This window comes from Methylobacterium indicum, assembly GCF_001043895.1.
In the GTDB taxonomy this organism is placed as follows: Bacteria; Pseudomonadota; Alphaproteobacteria; order Rhizobiales; family Beijerinckiaceae; genus Methylobacterium; species Methylobacterium indicum.
Window position 1 is genome coordinate 1 of the sequence record NZ_JTHF01000125.1, and the last position, 12470, is coordinate 12470.

14 protein-coding genes are annotated in these 12470 nt (G+C 71.9%); 6 read left to right on the plus strand and 8 right to left on the minus strand.

The window, feature by feature from the left end; translation table 11 throughout:
* The coding region (locus tag QR78_RS15325; protein ID WP_048428410.1) for a [protein-PII] uridylyltransferase family protein at positions 1-844 on the plus strand (844 nt) is incomplete at its 5' end.
* Positions 845-875: 31 nt separating this feature from the next.
* On the opposite strand, the gene obgE is transcribed toward QR78_RS15325, so the two are convergent.
* The 4 genes from obgE to rplU form a co-directional block, all read right to left on the minus strand.
* Positions 876-1904 carry a GTPase ObgE gene (gene obgE / locus QR78_RS15330; RefSeq protein ID WP_048428411.1) on the minus strand — a complete coding sequence of 343 codons (1029 nt, stop codon included), beginning with the start codon at positions 1902-1904 and terminating at the stop codon, positions 876-878.
* A gap of 68 nt (positions 1905-1972) precedes the next feature.
* Positions 1973-2608, minus strand: coding sequence for a GNAT family N-acetyltransferase (locus QR78_RS15335; protein WP_048428412.1), 636 nt, complete (start codon positions 2606-2608; stop codon positions 1973-1975).
* 192 nt (positions 2609-2800) lie between these two features.
* Positions 2801-3082: a 50S ribosomal protein L27 gene (gene rpmA, locus QR78_RS15340; RefSeq protein WP_048428413.1), complete on the minus strand. Its 282-nt coding sequence runs from the start codon at positions 3080-3082 to the stop codon at positions 2801-2803.
* 43 nt (positions 3083-3125) lie between these two features.
* Positions 3126-3443, minus strand: coding sequence for a 50S ribosomal protein L21 (gene rplU / locus QR78_RS15345; protein ID WP_048428414.1), 318 nt, complete (start codon positions 3441-3443; stop codon positions 3126-3128).
* 292 nt (positions 3444-3735) lie between these two features.
* On the opposite strand from rplU, the gene QR78_RS15350 reads away from it, so the two are divergent.
* Positions 3736-4122 (plus strand): DUF2267 domain-containing protein, encoded by a 387-nt coding sequence (locus QR78_RS15350; RefSeq protein WP_048428415.1) that lies wholly within the window; start codon positions 3736-3738, stop codon positions 4120-4122.
* A gap of 168 nt (positions 4123-4290) precedes the next feature.
* Positions 4291-5277 (plus strand): l-ornithine N(alpha)-acyltransferase, encoded by a 987-nt coding sequence (olsB, locus tag QR78_RS15355; RefSeq protein ID WP_048428416.1) that lies wholly within the window; start codon positions 4291-4293, stop codon positions 5275-5277.
* Between the two features lie 19 nt (positions 5278-5296).
* On the opposite strand, the gene QR78_RS15360 is transcribed toward olsB, so the two are convergent.
* The 4 genes from QR78_RS15360 to QR78_RS15375 form a co-directional block, all read right to left on the minus strand.
* Complete coding sequence (locus tag QR78_RS15360) at positions 5297-5944, minus strand: NeuD/PglB/VioB family sugar acetyltransferase (RefSeq protein WP_048428453.1); 648 nt, start codon at positions 5942-5944, stop codon at positions 5297-5299.
* Between the two features lie 19 nt (positions 5945-5963).
* The gene (locus QR78_RS15365) at positions 5964-6800 is read right to left on the minus strand and encodes an SDR family oxidoreductase (protein ID WP_048428417.1); all 837 of its coding nucleotides are present in this window, start codon (positions 6798-6800) and stop codon (positions 5964-5966) included.
* Between the two features lie 31 nt (positions 6801-6831).
* Positions 6832-7902, minus strand: coding sequence for a tRNA epoxyqueuosine(34) reductase QueG (gene queG / locus QR78_RS15370; RefSeq protein ID WP_048428418.1), 1071 nt, complete (start codon positions 7900-7902; stop codon positions 6832-6834).
* A 95-nt stretch (positions 7903-7997) separates the two neighbouring features.
* Positions 7998-8690, minus strand: a complete 693-nt coding sequence (locus QR78_RS15375; RefSeq protein ID WP_048428419.1) for a glutathione S-transferase family protein — start codon at positions 8688-8690, stop codon at positions 7998-8000.
* Between the two features lie 512 nt (positions 8691-9202).
* Here QR78_RS15375 and QR78_RS15380 point away from each other — a divergent pair.
* The 3 genes from QR78_RS15380 to QR78_RS15390 all read left to right on the plus strand — a co-directional run bounded on the left by QR78_RS15380 (position 9203) and on the right by QR78_RS15390 (position 12452).
* On the plus strand, positions 9203-10006 hold the full coding sequence (locus tag QR78_RS15380) for an undecaprenyl-diphosphate phosphatase (RefSeq protein ID WP_048428420.1): 804 nt from the start codon (positions 9203-9205) through the stop codon (positions 10004-10006).
* Between the two features lie 114 nt (positions 10007-10120).
* The gene (locus tag QR78_RS15385; RefSeq protein ID WP_048428421.1) at positions 10121-11944 is read left to right on the plus strand and encodes a methylmalonyl-CoA mutase family protein; all 1824 of its coding nucleotides are present in this window, start codon (positions 10121-10123) and stop codon (positions 11942-11944) included.
* 55 nt (positions 11945-11999) lie between these two features.
* Positions 12000-12452: a DNA polymerase III subunit chi gene (locus QR78_RS15390; protein WP_048428422.1), complete on the plus strand. Its 453-nt coding sequence runs from the start codon at positions 12000-12002 to the stop codon at positions 12450-12452.
* Positions 12453-12470 lie beyond the last annotated feature (18 nt).

Below are 12470 nucleotides of genomic sequence, written 5' to 3' on the forward strand. Positions count from 1 at the left end.
CGCGGCATCGAGCGGGCGCCTCGGCTCGCGCCAGCTCACCGCCGATTCCGACCTCGACCTCGTGGTCCTGTACGATTTCGACCCCGATGCCCGCGAGAGCGACGGCAGGCGCCCGCTCGATGCCGCGGTCTACTACAACCGCCTGACCCAGCGCCTCGTCGCGGCGCTCACCGTGCCGACCCGGCGCGGACGGCTCTACGAGGTGGACCTGCGCCTGCGCCCGAGCGGGGGCCAGGGCCCGATCGCCAATCAGTGGCAGCGCTTCGCCGCCTATTGGCGCGACGAAGCGGAGCTTTGGGAGCACATGGCGCTGACCCGCGCCCGCGCCATCGCGGGCGATCCCGGCCTGATGGTGGAGGCCGACGCCACCGCCGCCGCGATCCTGCGCCAGCCCCGCGACCCCGTGGTCGTCGCCCGCGAGGTGCGGACGATGCGCGCCCTCGTGGCGAAGGAAAAGGGCGACCACGGCCCCCTCGACCTCAAGCTCGCCCCGGGCGGGCTCCTCGACCTCGACTTCCTAGCGCAGGGCCTGATCCTGTCGCACGCCGCGGCCCATCCCGATCTCGTCGGTCTCGACGCGCCGGAGGTGCTGGCGCGGGCCGGGGATCTCGGCCTGATCGAGACCGGCCTCGCCGGCCGCCTCGTTACCGCCTACCGGCTCCTCGACGACGTCCACCACTGGCAGCGCCTGATGGTCGAGGGCGAGTTCGGCCGCACCGCCCCGGCGGCGGCCCGCGCCCGCCTCGCCACGGCGTCGGGGCAGCCCGACGAGGCGGCCCTCGTCGCGCAGCTCGCCGAGACGCGGGCCGGGGTGCGGACCGCGTTCGAGGAGATCCTGGGATAGGCGGGGCGCCCGAGGACGCCCCTCGCGGACGTTACGGCTGCCAGGCCGGCCGCTCCACGGGGGTCTCGGCGGCGGCGGCGTCCATACGGGCCATGAGCGCCCGCAGGGCCTCGGTCACCCCCTGGCGCGTCGCCGAGGACAGGATGAGCGGTGTTTGGCCGGTCTCCTCCTCGATGCGGGCGACCTGGAGCTCCAGGGTCTCGGGATCGAGGGTATCGGCCTTCGAGAGGGCCACCACCTCGGGCTTGTCCTCGAGCCCGTGGCCGTAGGCTTCGAGCTCGGTGCGCACCAGCCGGTAGGCGGCGCCGGCATCCTCGCTCGTGCCCTCGACGAGGTGGAGCAGCACCCGGCAGCGCTCGACATGGGCCAGGAACTTGTCGCCCAGGCCCACGCCCTCATGCGCGCCCTCGATCAGGCCCGGGATGTCGGCGAGCACGAATTCGCGGGTATCGACCCGCACCACGCCCAGCCCCGGATGCAGGGTGGTGAAGGGATAATCGGCGATCTTGGGCTTGGCCGCCGTCACGGTGGCCAGGAACGTCGACTTGCCGGCGTTGGGCAGCCCGACGAGGCCGGCATCCGCGATGAGCTTCAGGCGCAGCCAGAGCCACTGCTCCTGGCCCTCGAGGCCCGGATTGGCGTGTTTCGGGGCGCGGTTGGTCGAGGTGGTGAAGTAGGCGTTGCCGAAGCCGCCGTTGCCGCCCTTGGCGAGGCGGAAGCGCTGGCCGACCGTGGTCATGTCGGCGATCAGGGTCTCGCGGTCCTCCGACAGGATCTCGGTGCCGGCCGGCACCTTGAGGATCACGTCCTCGCCCTTGCCGCCGGCGCGGTTGCGGCCCGAGCCGTGCTCGCCCTTGCGGGCCTTGAAATGCTGCTGGTAGCGGTAGTCGATCAGGGTGTTGAGCCCCTCGACGCACTCGATCCAGACGTCGCCGCCGCGGCCGCCGTCGCCGCCGTCCGGCCCGCCGAACTCGATGAACTTTTCGCGCCGGAACGAGACGCAGCCGGCGCCGCCGTCTCCCGAGCGGACGTAGACCTTGGCCTCGTCGAGGAACTTCACGGGACGAACTCCTGAATCGGGGAAGGGCGGCCGGGGAGGGACCCCGGCCGCCGGATCTTATCGGACAATCAGGCGCCGACGCGGCATTCCGCCCCGTCGTGGCGCGCGAAGACGAGACCGGCGGCGTGCCAGGTCTTCAGGCTGTCCCAGGCGCGCCGGTCGAGCCGGAACCGGTCGACCGGGAAGACGCCGCCCCGGGCCGGGAAGGCCTGGAGGCCCGACCCGACCGAGGCGAAGCCGCACTTCTCCAGCACCCGCCGCGAAGCCGGGTTGACCACCCGGGCCGAGGACGAAAGCTCGTCGCCCTCGGTATAGGCGAAGAACGCGTCGATCATCGCCCGCGCGGCCTCGGTGGCCAGCCCTTGGCCCCAGTGCGGCGTGCCGAGCCAGTAGCCGAGATGCGGCGCACCGCCCTCCGGGTCGGGCTCGATGCTGACGATGCCGATGGCCTGGGCCGGGTGCCGCCGCGGCGTGATCGCCATGACCAGCGCCCGGCCGTCCGCGTTGGCCCGCCGCGACTCGAGGATGAAATTATCCACGGAGGGCGGATCGAGCGGATGCGGAATTCGCGCGGTCATCCCGGCTACGGCTTTCTCACCGGCGAATCGGACGAGGGCTTGCGCATCGGCCTGACGGGCCCAGCGCAGCCACAGCCTCCGGGTCTCGAGCCGGAAGACATCGTCGCGGGTGAGGTCGGGAAACATCGCCTGACTCCGATCCGAACCCAGAGCCTCCCGCTCGGGCGCGGTTACGAGAACGACGAAAGGGAAGGTGGTTCCCCACCTTCCCCTCGTGATCTCGCTCGGAGCTTGGCCGTTTCAGGGCCCAGATGAGCAGGAGTCGCCGGGTCGGTGTGGGGACACCGGCGGAGCTCCCTCGTCACTGGCTCCGTCGGGTTATTCTGCGGCCTCCAGGGCCGGGGCGGCGTCGTTGGCGACGACCGTTACGAACGCGCGGCCGCGTTTCGTAATGAATTGCACCTTGCCGGCGGTGAGGGCGAAGAGGGTGTGGTCGGTGCCCATGCCGACGTTGACGCCGGGATGCCACTTGGTGCCGCGCTGACGCACGATGATGTTGCCGGCAAGCACAGCCTCGCTGCCGAACTTCTTCACGCCGAGACGACGACCGGCCGAATCGCGACCGTTGCGGGACGAACCGCCTGCCTTCTTGTGAGCCATGGGGCTAACTCCTGAATTCTGGAAAAAGGGCTCGCGGCCAGCTTTACGCGGCGCTGATGCCCGTGACGCGGACCACGGTGAGGTCCTGGCGATGACCGCGCTTGCGGCGCGAGTTCTGGCGGCGGCGCTTCTTGAAGGCGATGACCTTCGGGCCGCGGGCCTGCTTGACGATCTCGCCGGCGACGCTGACGCCGGAGACCAGCGGGGCGCCGACCTGGGTCGTGCCGGCGCCGTCGGTGAACAGCAGCACCTCGCCGAAGGTGACCGCGGTGCCGGCCTCGCCCTCGAGCTTCTCGATCGTGATGACGTCGTTGGCGGCGACGCGGTACTGCTTGCCGCCGGTCTTGATCACTGCGAACATCGTTCTCGTCCGTGTTCCATCCGACCTCCAGCTTGGCGCCGGGATCGTCTTTTTGGCAATTGACGTTCCGTCAGCCGAAGGGCCGCCCGCGAACGCGACGGCGCACGGTCCTTCACGGTCCGCGCGCCAGATGTCTCCGTTACGGGCCCGCGACCCGTCTGTCAACGCCGCGGCGACCGGGATTCGGTCCCCCGCCTTGATTTCGCGGCGGCCTTCGCCGAAGACCGCCCGGTCGGCAGGCCGCATGTCACCCCTTCCGATATGGGCCGGTGCCGACGCGCGGGAGACCACGATGGAAGAGCTTGTTGCCCGGGTGACGCAGGCCACGGGACTGGACGCGACCACGGCCCAGACGGCGATCGGCCACATCCTGGCCTTCCTGCAGAAGGAGGGCCCGGCGACGGAGGTCAACCAGCTCATCGCCGCCATGCCGGGATCCGAGGCGGCGATCGCCCAGGCCGGGGCCGGGGAGGGCGGCGGCGGCCTGATGGGCATGCTCGGCGGCATGATGGGCGGCGGCGTGATGGCGCTCGGCCAGAAGCTGATGTCGGCCGGCGTGCCGATGAACCAGATGCAGCCGCTGGGCCGCGAGCTGTTCGCCTATGGCCGCGAGAAGGCCGGCGAGGACGTGATGGGGCCGATCGTCGGCTCGATCCCGGGCCTGAGCCAGTTCGTCTGAGCGGAATGCGGGCGGGGCGCTGCCGCCCCGCCAACCCTTTGATCACCTTCGCAAACCTCTGTCATATTCCCGTACCGGCTTCGTGGTGTTGTGTCGGCACGCGGGGACGGTCGCGGCGACCGCCTCACGGGCGCCGGATCGGTCGGCGCCGCACGGGATGCCTCGACCATGGTTCCGTTCCTCACCCGCGGCCCCTCCGGCGACGGCCGCGACGCCCCGCCCGGCATTCCCTTGACCCGCCTCCTGGGTCGGGCCGCGGAAGGCGGCATCCACCTCAAGGGACTGGCTCAGCCCTCGCGCCTCTTCCCGCGCCTCAGGCACTTCGAGACCCCCGGCCTCGACCCGGTGCTCGGCCGCATCGGCTCGCTCGAGGTACGCCTCGCGACGACGCCCAAGGAGATCAAGCGGGCCCAGCGCCTGCGCTACCGCGTCTTCTACGAGGAGATGGCGGCGATCCCGACCGGCCTGGCCCTGCTCAAGCGGCGGGACGCCGACGAGTACGACGCGGTCTGCGACCACCTGCTGGTGATCGACCACGACGCCCAGGAGCAAAAGCCCTTCCGCAAGCCCAAGCCCCGGGTGGTCGGCACCTACCGGCTGCTGCGCCAGGAGCAGGCCGACCGCCATTTCGGCTTCTACACCGCGGGCGAGTACGATCTCGGCCCGGTGCTGGAGGCCAATGCGGGCAAGCGGATTCTCGAACTCGGCCGCTCCTGCGTGCTCAAGCCCTACCGCACCAAACGCACCGTCGAGCTGCTCTGGCACGGCATCTGGACCTACGTGCTCCATCACCGCATCGACGCGATGCTCGGCTGCGCCAGCCTGGAGGGCACAGACCCCGAGCGTCTGGCGCTGCCCTTGAGCTTCCTGCACCATTTCGCCCGCGCCCCCGAGGGCTGGCGTGCCCGGGCGCTGCCCGGCCGCCACGTCGCCATGGACCGCCTCAGCCGCGAGGCGATCGACCCGAAGGCCGCCCTCCACGCCCTGCCGCCCCTGATCAAGGGCTATCTCCGGGTCGGCGCCACCTTCGGCGACGGCGCCGTGGTCGATTACCAGTTCGGCACGACGGACGTGTTCGTGGTGCTGCCCGTCGCGGCGATCGCCAAGCGGTATATCGGGCATTTCGGCGCGGAGGCGGGGCGGCACGCGGCGTGAGGGACGCTCGAACGGTCCCTCAGCGTACCAGGGGCCTTGCTGGACAGCCCACGACGGTCTGGCCGGCCGGCACGTCCCGCGTGACGACGGCGCCGGCCCCGACGACCGCCCCGCAGCCGATCCTTAGATTCTGCAGGATGCAGGCGCCGAGACCGATGAACGCGTCGGCCTCGCATGAAACATGGCCGGCGAGGCGAGCCCCCGGGCCGATGCACACCCCGACATCGAACCGGCAATCGTGGTCCACGCTCGCGGCCGTGTTGACGAGGCAAGCCTCCGCCAGGACAGCGCCGACGCCAACGATCGCGCCGGCAGCGAGGAACGCGCCCGCGCCGATCCCGGCGCTCGGCGAGACGATGCTCGCGGGGTGAACGATGGTGCCGAGCTGCCCGCCCTGTGCCCGAACCACCTCCACCATTGATCGCCGCAGAACCTGGTCGCCGGTCCCTGGATGAATCCGGCAGTCTTCCAGGAAGCTCCGATCGTGCAGGCGGTCGAGCCCGCCGAGGACACGGTGTGATCCAAAGAACGGCGCGCCGGCAGGCAGCGTGTCCGACAAAACGCCCCGAACCGATAGCCCGGCGAGATCCGCGGCTTCCAGCACCACGCGGGCGTGCCGGCCCGATCCGCCGATCGCGACGACAAGCGGCGCAGGAGAGGCGATCATCGACACCGGCGAGCCACGCCTACACCAACCCCCGCAGCCCCTCCCGATACGTCGGGTAGGCCAGTTCCACCCCCAGTTCCTCCCGGATCCGCCGATTCCGCACCCGCTTGTTCTCGCCGTAGAAGCTGCGCGCCATCGGACTGAGGCTGGCGGTGTCGAAATCGACCGCCGGCGGCAGCGGCAGCCCGGCGAGGTCCGCCGCGAAGGCCGTCACGTCCTGGGGCGGGGCGGGCTCGTCGTCGGTGACGTTGTAGACCGCGCCCGGGCGCGGGCGGTCGAGGGAGGCGGCGAGCGTGGTCGCGATGTCGTCGACATGGATCCGATTGAACACCTGGCCCGGCTTGACGATGCGCTGCGCCTTGCCCTGGCGCAGCTTCTCGAAGGCGTTGCGGCCCGGCCCGTAGATGCCCGACAGCCGGAAGACCTGAACCGCCTTGCCGGTCCGCGCGCCGAGCGCCAGCCAGGCCTCCTCCGCCGCCACCCGGTCGCGGGTGCGCTGGTGGGTGGGGGTGGGCGGCGTCGCCTCGTCGATCCAGGCGCCGCCCTGGTCGCCGTAGACCCCGATCGTCGAGAGGTAGCCGATCCAGCGGGCAGGGCTTTTCGCGATGGCGTCCGCGAAGGCGTGGAGCGCCGGATCGTGCCCGGAATCCGGCGGGATCGACACCAGGATCGCGTCGGCCCGCGCGAGGTCGTCGGCGATCCGCGGGTCGACGTCTTCCGGCGAGAAGACCCGCAGCGTCGCCCCGTCGACCGCAGCGGGCGCCTGGCGGGTCGCGGTGACGGAGGCGAAGCGGGCGCGCTCGCGCGCCGCGAAGTGGCCGGCCGTGTAGCCGAGCCCGAAGACGAACAGGTTCATAGGCCGAGCCCTGCCTGAAGGATGTGCGGTCTTATGCAGGGCGCCGCCCTGCACCCGCCAGAGGGCTCGCCCTCTGGACGCCCGGATTTTTCGCCAGATCCCACTCGGCCAGCACGTCGCGATCGGTCTCGCCCGGCGGCGGGCCGGGGGGCAGGCGGCCGAGGCGGGCGAGCGCCCACACCGCCATGCCGCGCACCAGCGGCGCCGCATCGTCGAGGAGCCGCAGCGCCTCCACGGCGAGATCCGGGTCGCCTGAATTGCCCACCGCGATGAGGACGTTGCGCAGGAAGCGGTCGCGCCCCGTCCGCTTGATCGGCGTGCCGGCGAAACGCTGGCGGAAGCTCGCCTCGTCGAGCCGGGCCAGTTCGGCCAGGGGAGGGGCGGCGAGGTCCGTGCGGGCCGAGAGCCGCGCCTCCCGGGCGGCGGCCGCGAACTTGTTCCACGGGCAGACCGCCAGGCAATCGTCGCAGCCGAAGACCCGGTTGCCCATCGGCTCCCGGAACTCCGCCGGGATCGGTCCCTCGTGCTCGATCGTCAGGTAGGCGAGGCAGCGCCGGGCATCGAGCCGGTAGGGGGCCGGAAAGGCGTTCGTCGGGCAGGCGTCGAGGCAGCGCCGGCAGCGGCCGCAATGGTCGCTCTCGGGCGCGTCGACGGACAGCTCGGCCGTGGTGTAGATCGCTCCGAGCAGGAGCCAGTTGCCGAACTTGCGCGACACCAGCACGCTGTGCTTGCCCTGCCAGCCGAGGCCCGCGGCTTCGGCGAGCGGCTTCTCCATCACCGGCGCGGTGTCGACGAAGACCTTGACCTTGGCCCCCGCCTTGGCCGCGAAGGCGCCGCCGAGTTCCTTGAGCTTGCCCTTGATCACGTCGTGATAGTCGCGCCGGCGCGCATAGACGGCGATCGACCCCCGCGCCGGATCGGCGAGGGCCGCCAGCGGATCGCCCTCCGGCCCGGCATTCATCCCGAGCATCACGATGCTGCGCAGGTCCGGCCACAGCCGCGCCGGGTCGGCGCGCTCGGCCGTGCGCTCCTCCATCCAGGTCATCTCGCCGTGATGGCCGGCGGCGAGCCAGGCGGAGAGCCGCCCGGGCAGGGCCGGCACCGCGTCGGGCCGGGTGACCGCGAGCGCGTCGAAGCCGAGCGTCCGGGCGCGGGTCTCGAGGAAGTGCCGCAGCTTGTCCGGGGTCGGGGCCGCCGTCAGAAGTCGAGATCCGCGTAATGCTCGGCCGGCGCCATGCCAGCCACCCGGTCGGCGAGCAGGCTGCGGAAGGACGGGCGCGACTTCACCCGGGCGTACCAGTGGCGCGCCATCTCGTCCTCGTCCCACGGCACGTCGCCGAGATAGTCGACGCAGGACAGGTGCGCGGCGGCCGCGAGGTCGGCATAGGTCAGCTGGCTGCCCGCCAGCCAGTTCCGCCGCGAGATCAGGTAGCCGATGTATTTCAGGTGATAGCGCACGTTGCTGCGCGCTGCCCGGATCGCGTTCATGTCCGGCGGGCCCCCGCCGTGCTGCGAGGTCATGAAGCGCTTGTGGATCTTCTCGGTGACGAGGTAGGCGGTCACCTCCTGGTCGAACTTCTGCAGGAACCAGTCGAGGAGGCGCCGCACCTCGACGCGGGCGGCGGGCGCCTCCGGCAGGAGCCGGATGCCGCTCAGCCCGAGGCCCCGGGTCTCGTCGAGATACTCGGCGATGACGCTGCCGCCCGGCACGGCGAGGCCGCCTTCCTCCACCAGCACCGGCGTGGTGCCGGCGGGGTTGAGCATCAGGAAGTCCTCCCGGCGCTCCCAGGGGCGCTCTTCGACGAGCAGGGGCTCCATGCCCATCTCGGCCATCACCAGGCGCACGAAGCGGGAATGCGGGCAGAACGAGGAATGATGGAGCGTCGCCATGCGGGGCCGTTTCGCGCTTCGTCTGTTGGCTGGCCTTGAAAGTCGGCTCGCGGTGGGTCGTGCGGGGGTCGCGTCTGTGTCAGGCTTGGCCCGCGCGTGATTAACGCCCGGTCACCACCATGGCTATGTCTTTCGGCATCCTTAACACGACGATGCCGGGCTGGTAACCGAGCCTCAACCGTGTCGGTGCGAGGCTGCGCCGGTCGGACGAGCCATCCGGTCGGACGAGCCATCCGGTCGGACGAGCCATCCGGTCGGCCGAGCCATGTGGCCGGAGCGGTCCGGCCCCGCCACCACAGACTTGCCATAGAGGTCTTGCCACAGAGGCCCCGCCGGGCCGGTGCGCCGCACGGGCCGGGCCCGGGGCGATCCGATGTCCTTCCCCATCCCCGCCGGGCGCGGTCGCGACCGCCCGCGGCGCGACCACGAGAGCAGGCGACGATGACGACGGCGACACGCAGGAGGGCGGGCGGCCCCGCGCGCGGCACGACGATGGTTCGGGGAGCGCGGTGATGGATCTCGCCAGCATCGGCAAGGCCGTGGTGCTCGCCCTCGTCGAGGGCGCGACCGAGTTCATCCCGGTCTCCTCGACCGGCCACCAGCTCCTCGTCGGCCACTTCATCGGGTTCGAATCGCCGAACAACACCTTCGAGGTGCTGATCCAGCTCGGCGCCATCCTGGCGATCGTCGGCGTCTATTTCCGCCAGCTCCTCGACCTGCTGCGGCGCGCGCCCCGCGACCCGAGCGCCCGCCGGTTCATCCTGGCGATCCTGGTCGCGTTCCTGCCCGCCGCGATCATCGGCGGCCTGTTTTCGAAGTACATCAAGTTCTACTTGTTCAATCCCTGGATCATCTGCTCGACGCTCGTCGCCGGCGGCCTCGTGCTGCTCGTCATCGACGAGACCGAGATCGAGCAGAAATACGACGACGTGCACCAGTACTCGCTGCCGATGGCCTTGAAGATCGGCTTCTTCCAGTGCCTGGCGATGATCCCCGGCGTGTCGCGCTCGGGCGCCACCATCGTGGGGGCGATGCTGATGGGCTCGGGCAAGCGGGCCGCCACCGAGTTCTCGTTCTACCTCGCCATGCCCACCATGGCGGGCGCCTTCGCCAAGGACCTGCTCGACAACTACAAGAACCTGTCGAAGGACGATGTCGGGCTGATCGCCATCGGCTTCGTGGTGGCGTTCCTGTCGGCCCTGTTCGTGGTCCGCAAGCTCCTCGACTACGTCTCGCGGCACGGCTTCGCGCTGTTCGCCTGGTGGCGCATCCTGGTCGGCGCGGCCGGCTTCGCGGGGCTGATCATCTTCGGCTGAGCGTCGCGGCGGGGGTGCGCGCACCTCCGCCGCCGCGACGGACCTCGACCAATGGCGTGTGGCGCGGCTATGTGCTGGCGTTAGGGAGAGATCCGCGCCACGAGGACCCGCGACATGGACGATACGACGCTCGCCGCCGCCTTTCCGGCCGCCACCGAGGCGCAGTGGCGTGCCCTGGTCGACGGGGTGCTGAAAGGCGCCGATTTCGAGAAGCGGCTGGTGCGCCGCACCCCGGACGGCATCGAGGTCGCCCCGCTCTATCCCGCGGCCGAGGCCGCCCCCCAGCCGGGCCGCGCGGCGCCCGGCCGCTGGCGCGTCAGCCAGCGGGTCGACCATCCCGATCCGGCCGAGGCCAACGCCCTGGCGCTCACCGACCTCGAAGGCGGCGCCGACGCCCTGACCCTGGTGCTGGAGAAGAGCCCCGCCGCACGCGGCTTCGGCCTCCCCGGCCCGCAGGCGATCGAGGCGGCGCTCTCGGGCGTGATGCTGCCGCTGATCGGCCTGCGGCTCGATGCCGGCGCCGCGGGCCCGGACGCCGCCACGGCGCTCGTCGCCCTCGCCAAGGCCCGGGGCGACGATCTCGGCACCCTCGACATCGATCTCGGCCTCGATCCCGTGGCGGTCGAGGCCGCGACCGGCGCGGCCCCGCCCTGGCCGGCGCTGCCTGAGATCCTGCGCGACCTCGACGCCGCCGGGTTCACCGGCCGCGCCTTCCTGGCCGATGCCCGCCCGTTCCACGAGGCCGGGGCCGGCGAGGCGCTGGAACTCGCCGCGCTCCTCTCCGGCGCGCTCGCGACGCTGCGGGCGCTCGAGGCCGGCGGCATCCCGCTGGAGCGCGCCCGTGACGCCCTGGCCTTCCTGCTGGTCGCCGATTCCGACGAGTTCCTGACGGTCGCCAAGACCCGGGCCCTGCGCCGGCTGTGGGCGCGGGTGGAGGAGGCCTGCGGGCTCGACCCCGCGCCGCTCCGCCTCCATGCCGAGACCGCCTGGCGCAGCACGACGAAGCGCGACCCCTGGGTCAACCTGCTGCGCGCCACCGCCGCCGCCTTCTCGGCCGGCCTCGGCGGAGCGGACGCGATCACGGTCCTGCCCTTCACCGCGGCGCTCGGCCTGCCCGACGCCTTCGCGCGCCGCTGCGCCCGCAACACCCAGCACGTCCTCCTCGACGAGGCCAACCTCTGGCGCGTCGCCGACCCGGCCGCCGGCGCGGGCGGCTTCGAGACCCTGACCGAGGCGCTCTGCACCGAGGCCTGGGCGCAGTTCCAGGCGATCGAGCGGGACGGGGGGATCGCCGCCAGCCTGCGCTCCGGCGCCCTGGCGGCCCGCCTCGCGGCGCTCCGCCAAGCCCGCGACGCCGAACTCGCCACCCGTCGCCAGCCGATCACCGGCACCAGCGAGTTCCCGGACCTGCACGAGGCCCCGGTGGCGGTGCTGGCGCCGGCCCCGGCGGCCGATCCCGTGCCCGAGGGGGCGCTGCCCTCGCGACGCCTCGCCGAGCCCTACGAGGCCCTGCGCGACGCCTCCGACGCGGCGCTCGCCCGGACCGGGCGGCGCCCGCGGGTCTTCCTCGCCAATCTCGGGCCGTTGAGCGCCTTCAACACCCGCGCCACCTTCGCCCGCAACGCCTTCGAGGCCGGCGGCATCGAGGCGGTGACGAACGAGGGCTTTGCGGATCACGCCGCCATGGCGGAGGCCTTCCGGGCCTCGGGAACGCGCGTCGCCTGCCTGTGCTCGTCGGATGCGGTCTATGCCGAAGAGGCGGTCGCCGCCGCCGAGGCGCTGCGGGCGGCGGGCGCCACCACGCTCTACCTCGCCGGCAAGCCGGGCGAGCTGGAAGCTACCTTGCGGGCGGCCGGCGTCGCCCACGATCTCTATGCCGGCTGCGACCTCGTGAAGCTGCTCGGTCAAGCCCAGAGCCAAGCCCAGGCCGCGGCCTGACCCTCGCACCCCGGGGCCGGTGCCGCCGGCCCCGGGCGCCCTATCTTCCACGACCGTGACCGAGATCCTGTTCTACCACATGCAGCGCCAGCCCCTCGAGGCGGTGCTGCCGAGCCTCCTGGAGAAATCCCTGGAGCGGCAATGGCGCGTCGCCATCCAGGCGACGAGCGAGGAGCGGCTGCAGGCCCTCGACGACCACCTCTGGGTCTTTTCGGAGGAGAGTTTTCTGCCCCATGGCACCGACCGCGATCCCGATTGCGCGACGCAGCCGGTGGTGCTGACCCTGCGCGACGCCAACCCGAACGCCGCCTCGATCCGCTTCCTGGTCGAGGGGGCGTCCCTGCCCGACGACGCGGGCGACTACCAGCGCATCTGCATCCTGTTCGACGGCACCGACCAGGACGCCCTGTTGCGCGCCCGCGAGCAGTGGCGCGGTGCCAAGGAGGCCGGCCATAGCGTCGCCTACTGGCAGCAGGACGAGAGCGGCCGCTGGCAGAAGAAGGCGTGATGCCGCCTCCGCTCGAAC

Excerpts from the sequence above, each read along its gene's own strand:
- QR78_RS15335 (WP_048428412.1), bottom strand. The coding sequence starts at position 2,608 with ATGTTTCCCGACCTCACCCGCGACGATGTCTTCCGGCTCGAGACCCGG.
- rpmA (WP_048428413.1), bottom strand. The coding sequence starts at position 3,082 with ATGGCTCACAAGAAGGCAGGCGGTTCGTCCCGCAACGGTCGCGATTCG.
- rplU (WP_048428414.1), bottom strand. The coding sequence starts at position 3,443 with ATGTTCGCAGTGATCAAGACCGGCGGCAAGCAGTACCGCGTCGCCGCC.
- QR78_RS15350 (WP_048428415.1), top strand. The coding sequence starts at position 3,736 with ATGGAAGAGCTTGTTGCCCGGGTGACGCAGGCCACGGGACTGGACGCG.
- olsB (WP_048428416.1), top strand. The coding sequence starts at position 4,291 with ATGGTTCCGTTCCTCACCCGCGGCCCCTCCGGCGACGGCCGCGACGCC.
- QR78_RS15360 (WP_048428453.1), bottom strand. The coding sequence starts at position 5,944 with ATGATCGCCTCTCCTGCGCCGCTTGTCGTCGCGATCGGCGGATCGGGC.
- QR78_RS15365 (WP_048428417.1), bottom strand. The coding sequence starts at position 6,800 with ATGAACCTGTTCGTCTTCGGGCTCGGCTACACGGCCGGCCACTTCGCG.
- QR78_RS15375 (WP_048428419.1), bottom strand. The coding sequence starts at position 8,690 with ATGGCGACGCTCCATCATTCCTCGTTCTGCCCGCATTCCCGCTTCGTG.
- QR78_RS15380 (WP_048428420.1), top strand. The coding sequence starts at position 9,203 with ATGGATCTCGCCAGCATCGGCAAGGCCGTGGTGCTCGCCCTCGTCGAG.
- QR78_RS15385 (WP_048428421.1), top strand. The coding sequence starts at position 10,121 with ATGGACGATACGACGCTCGCCGCCGCCTTTCCGGCCGCCACCGAGGCG.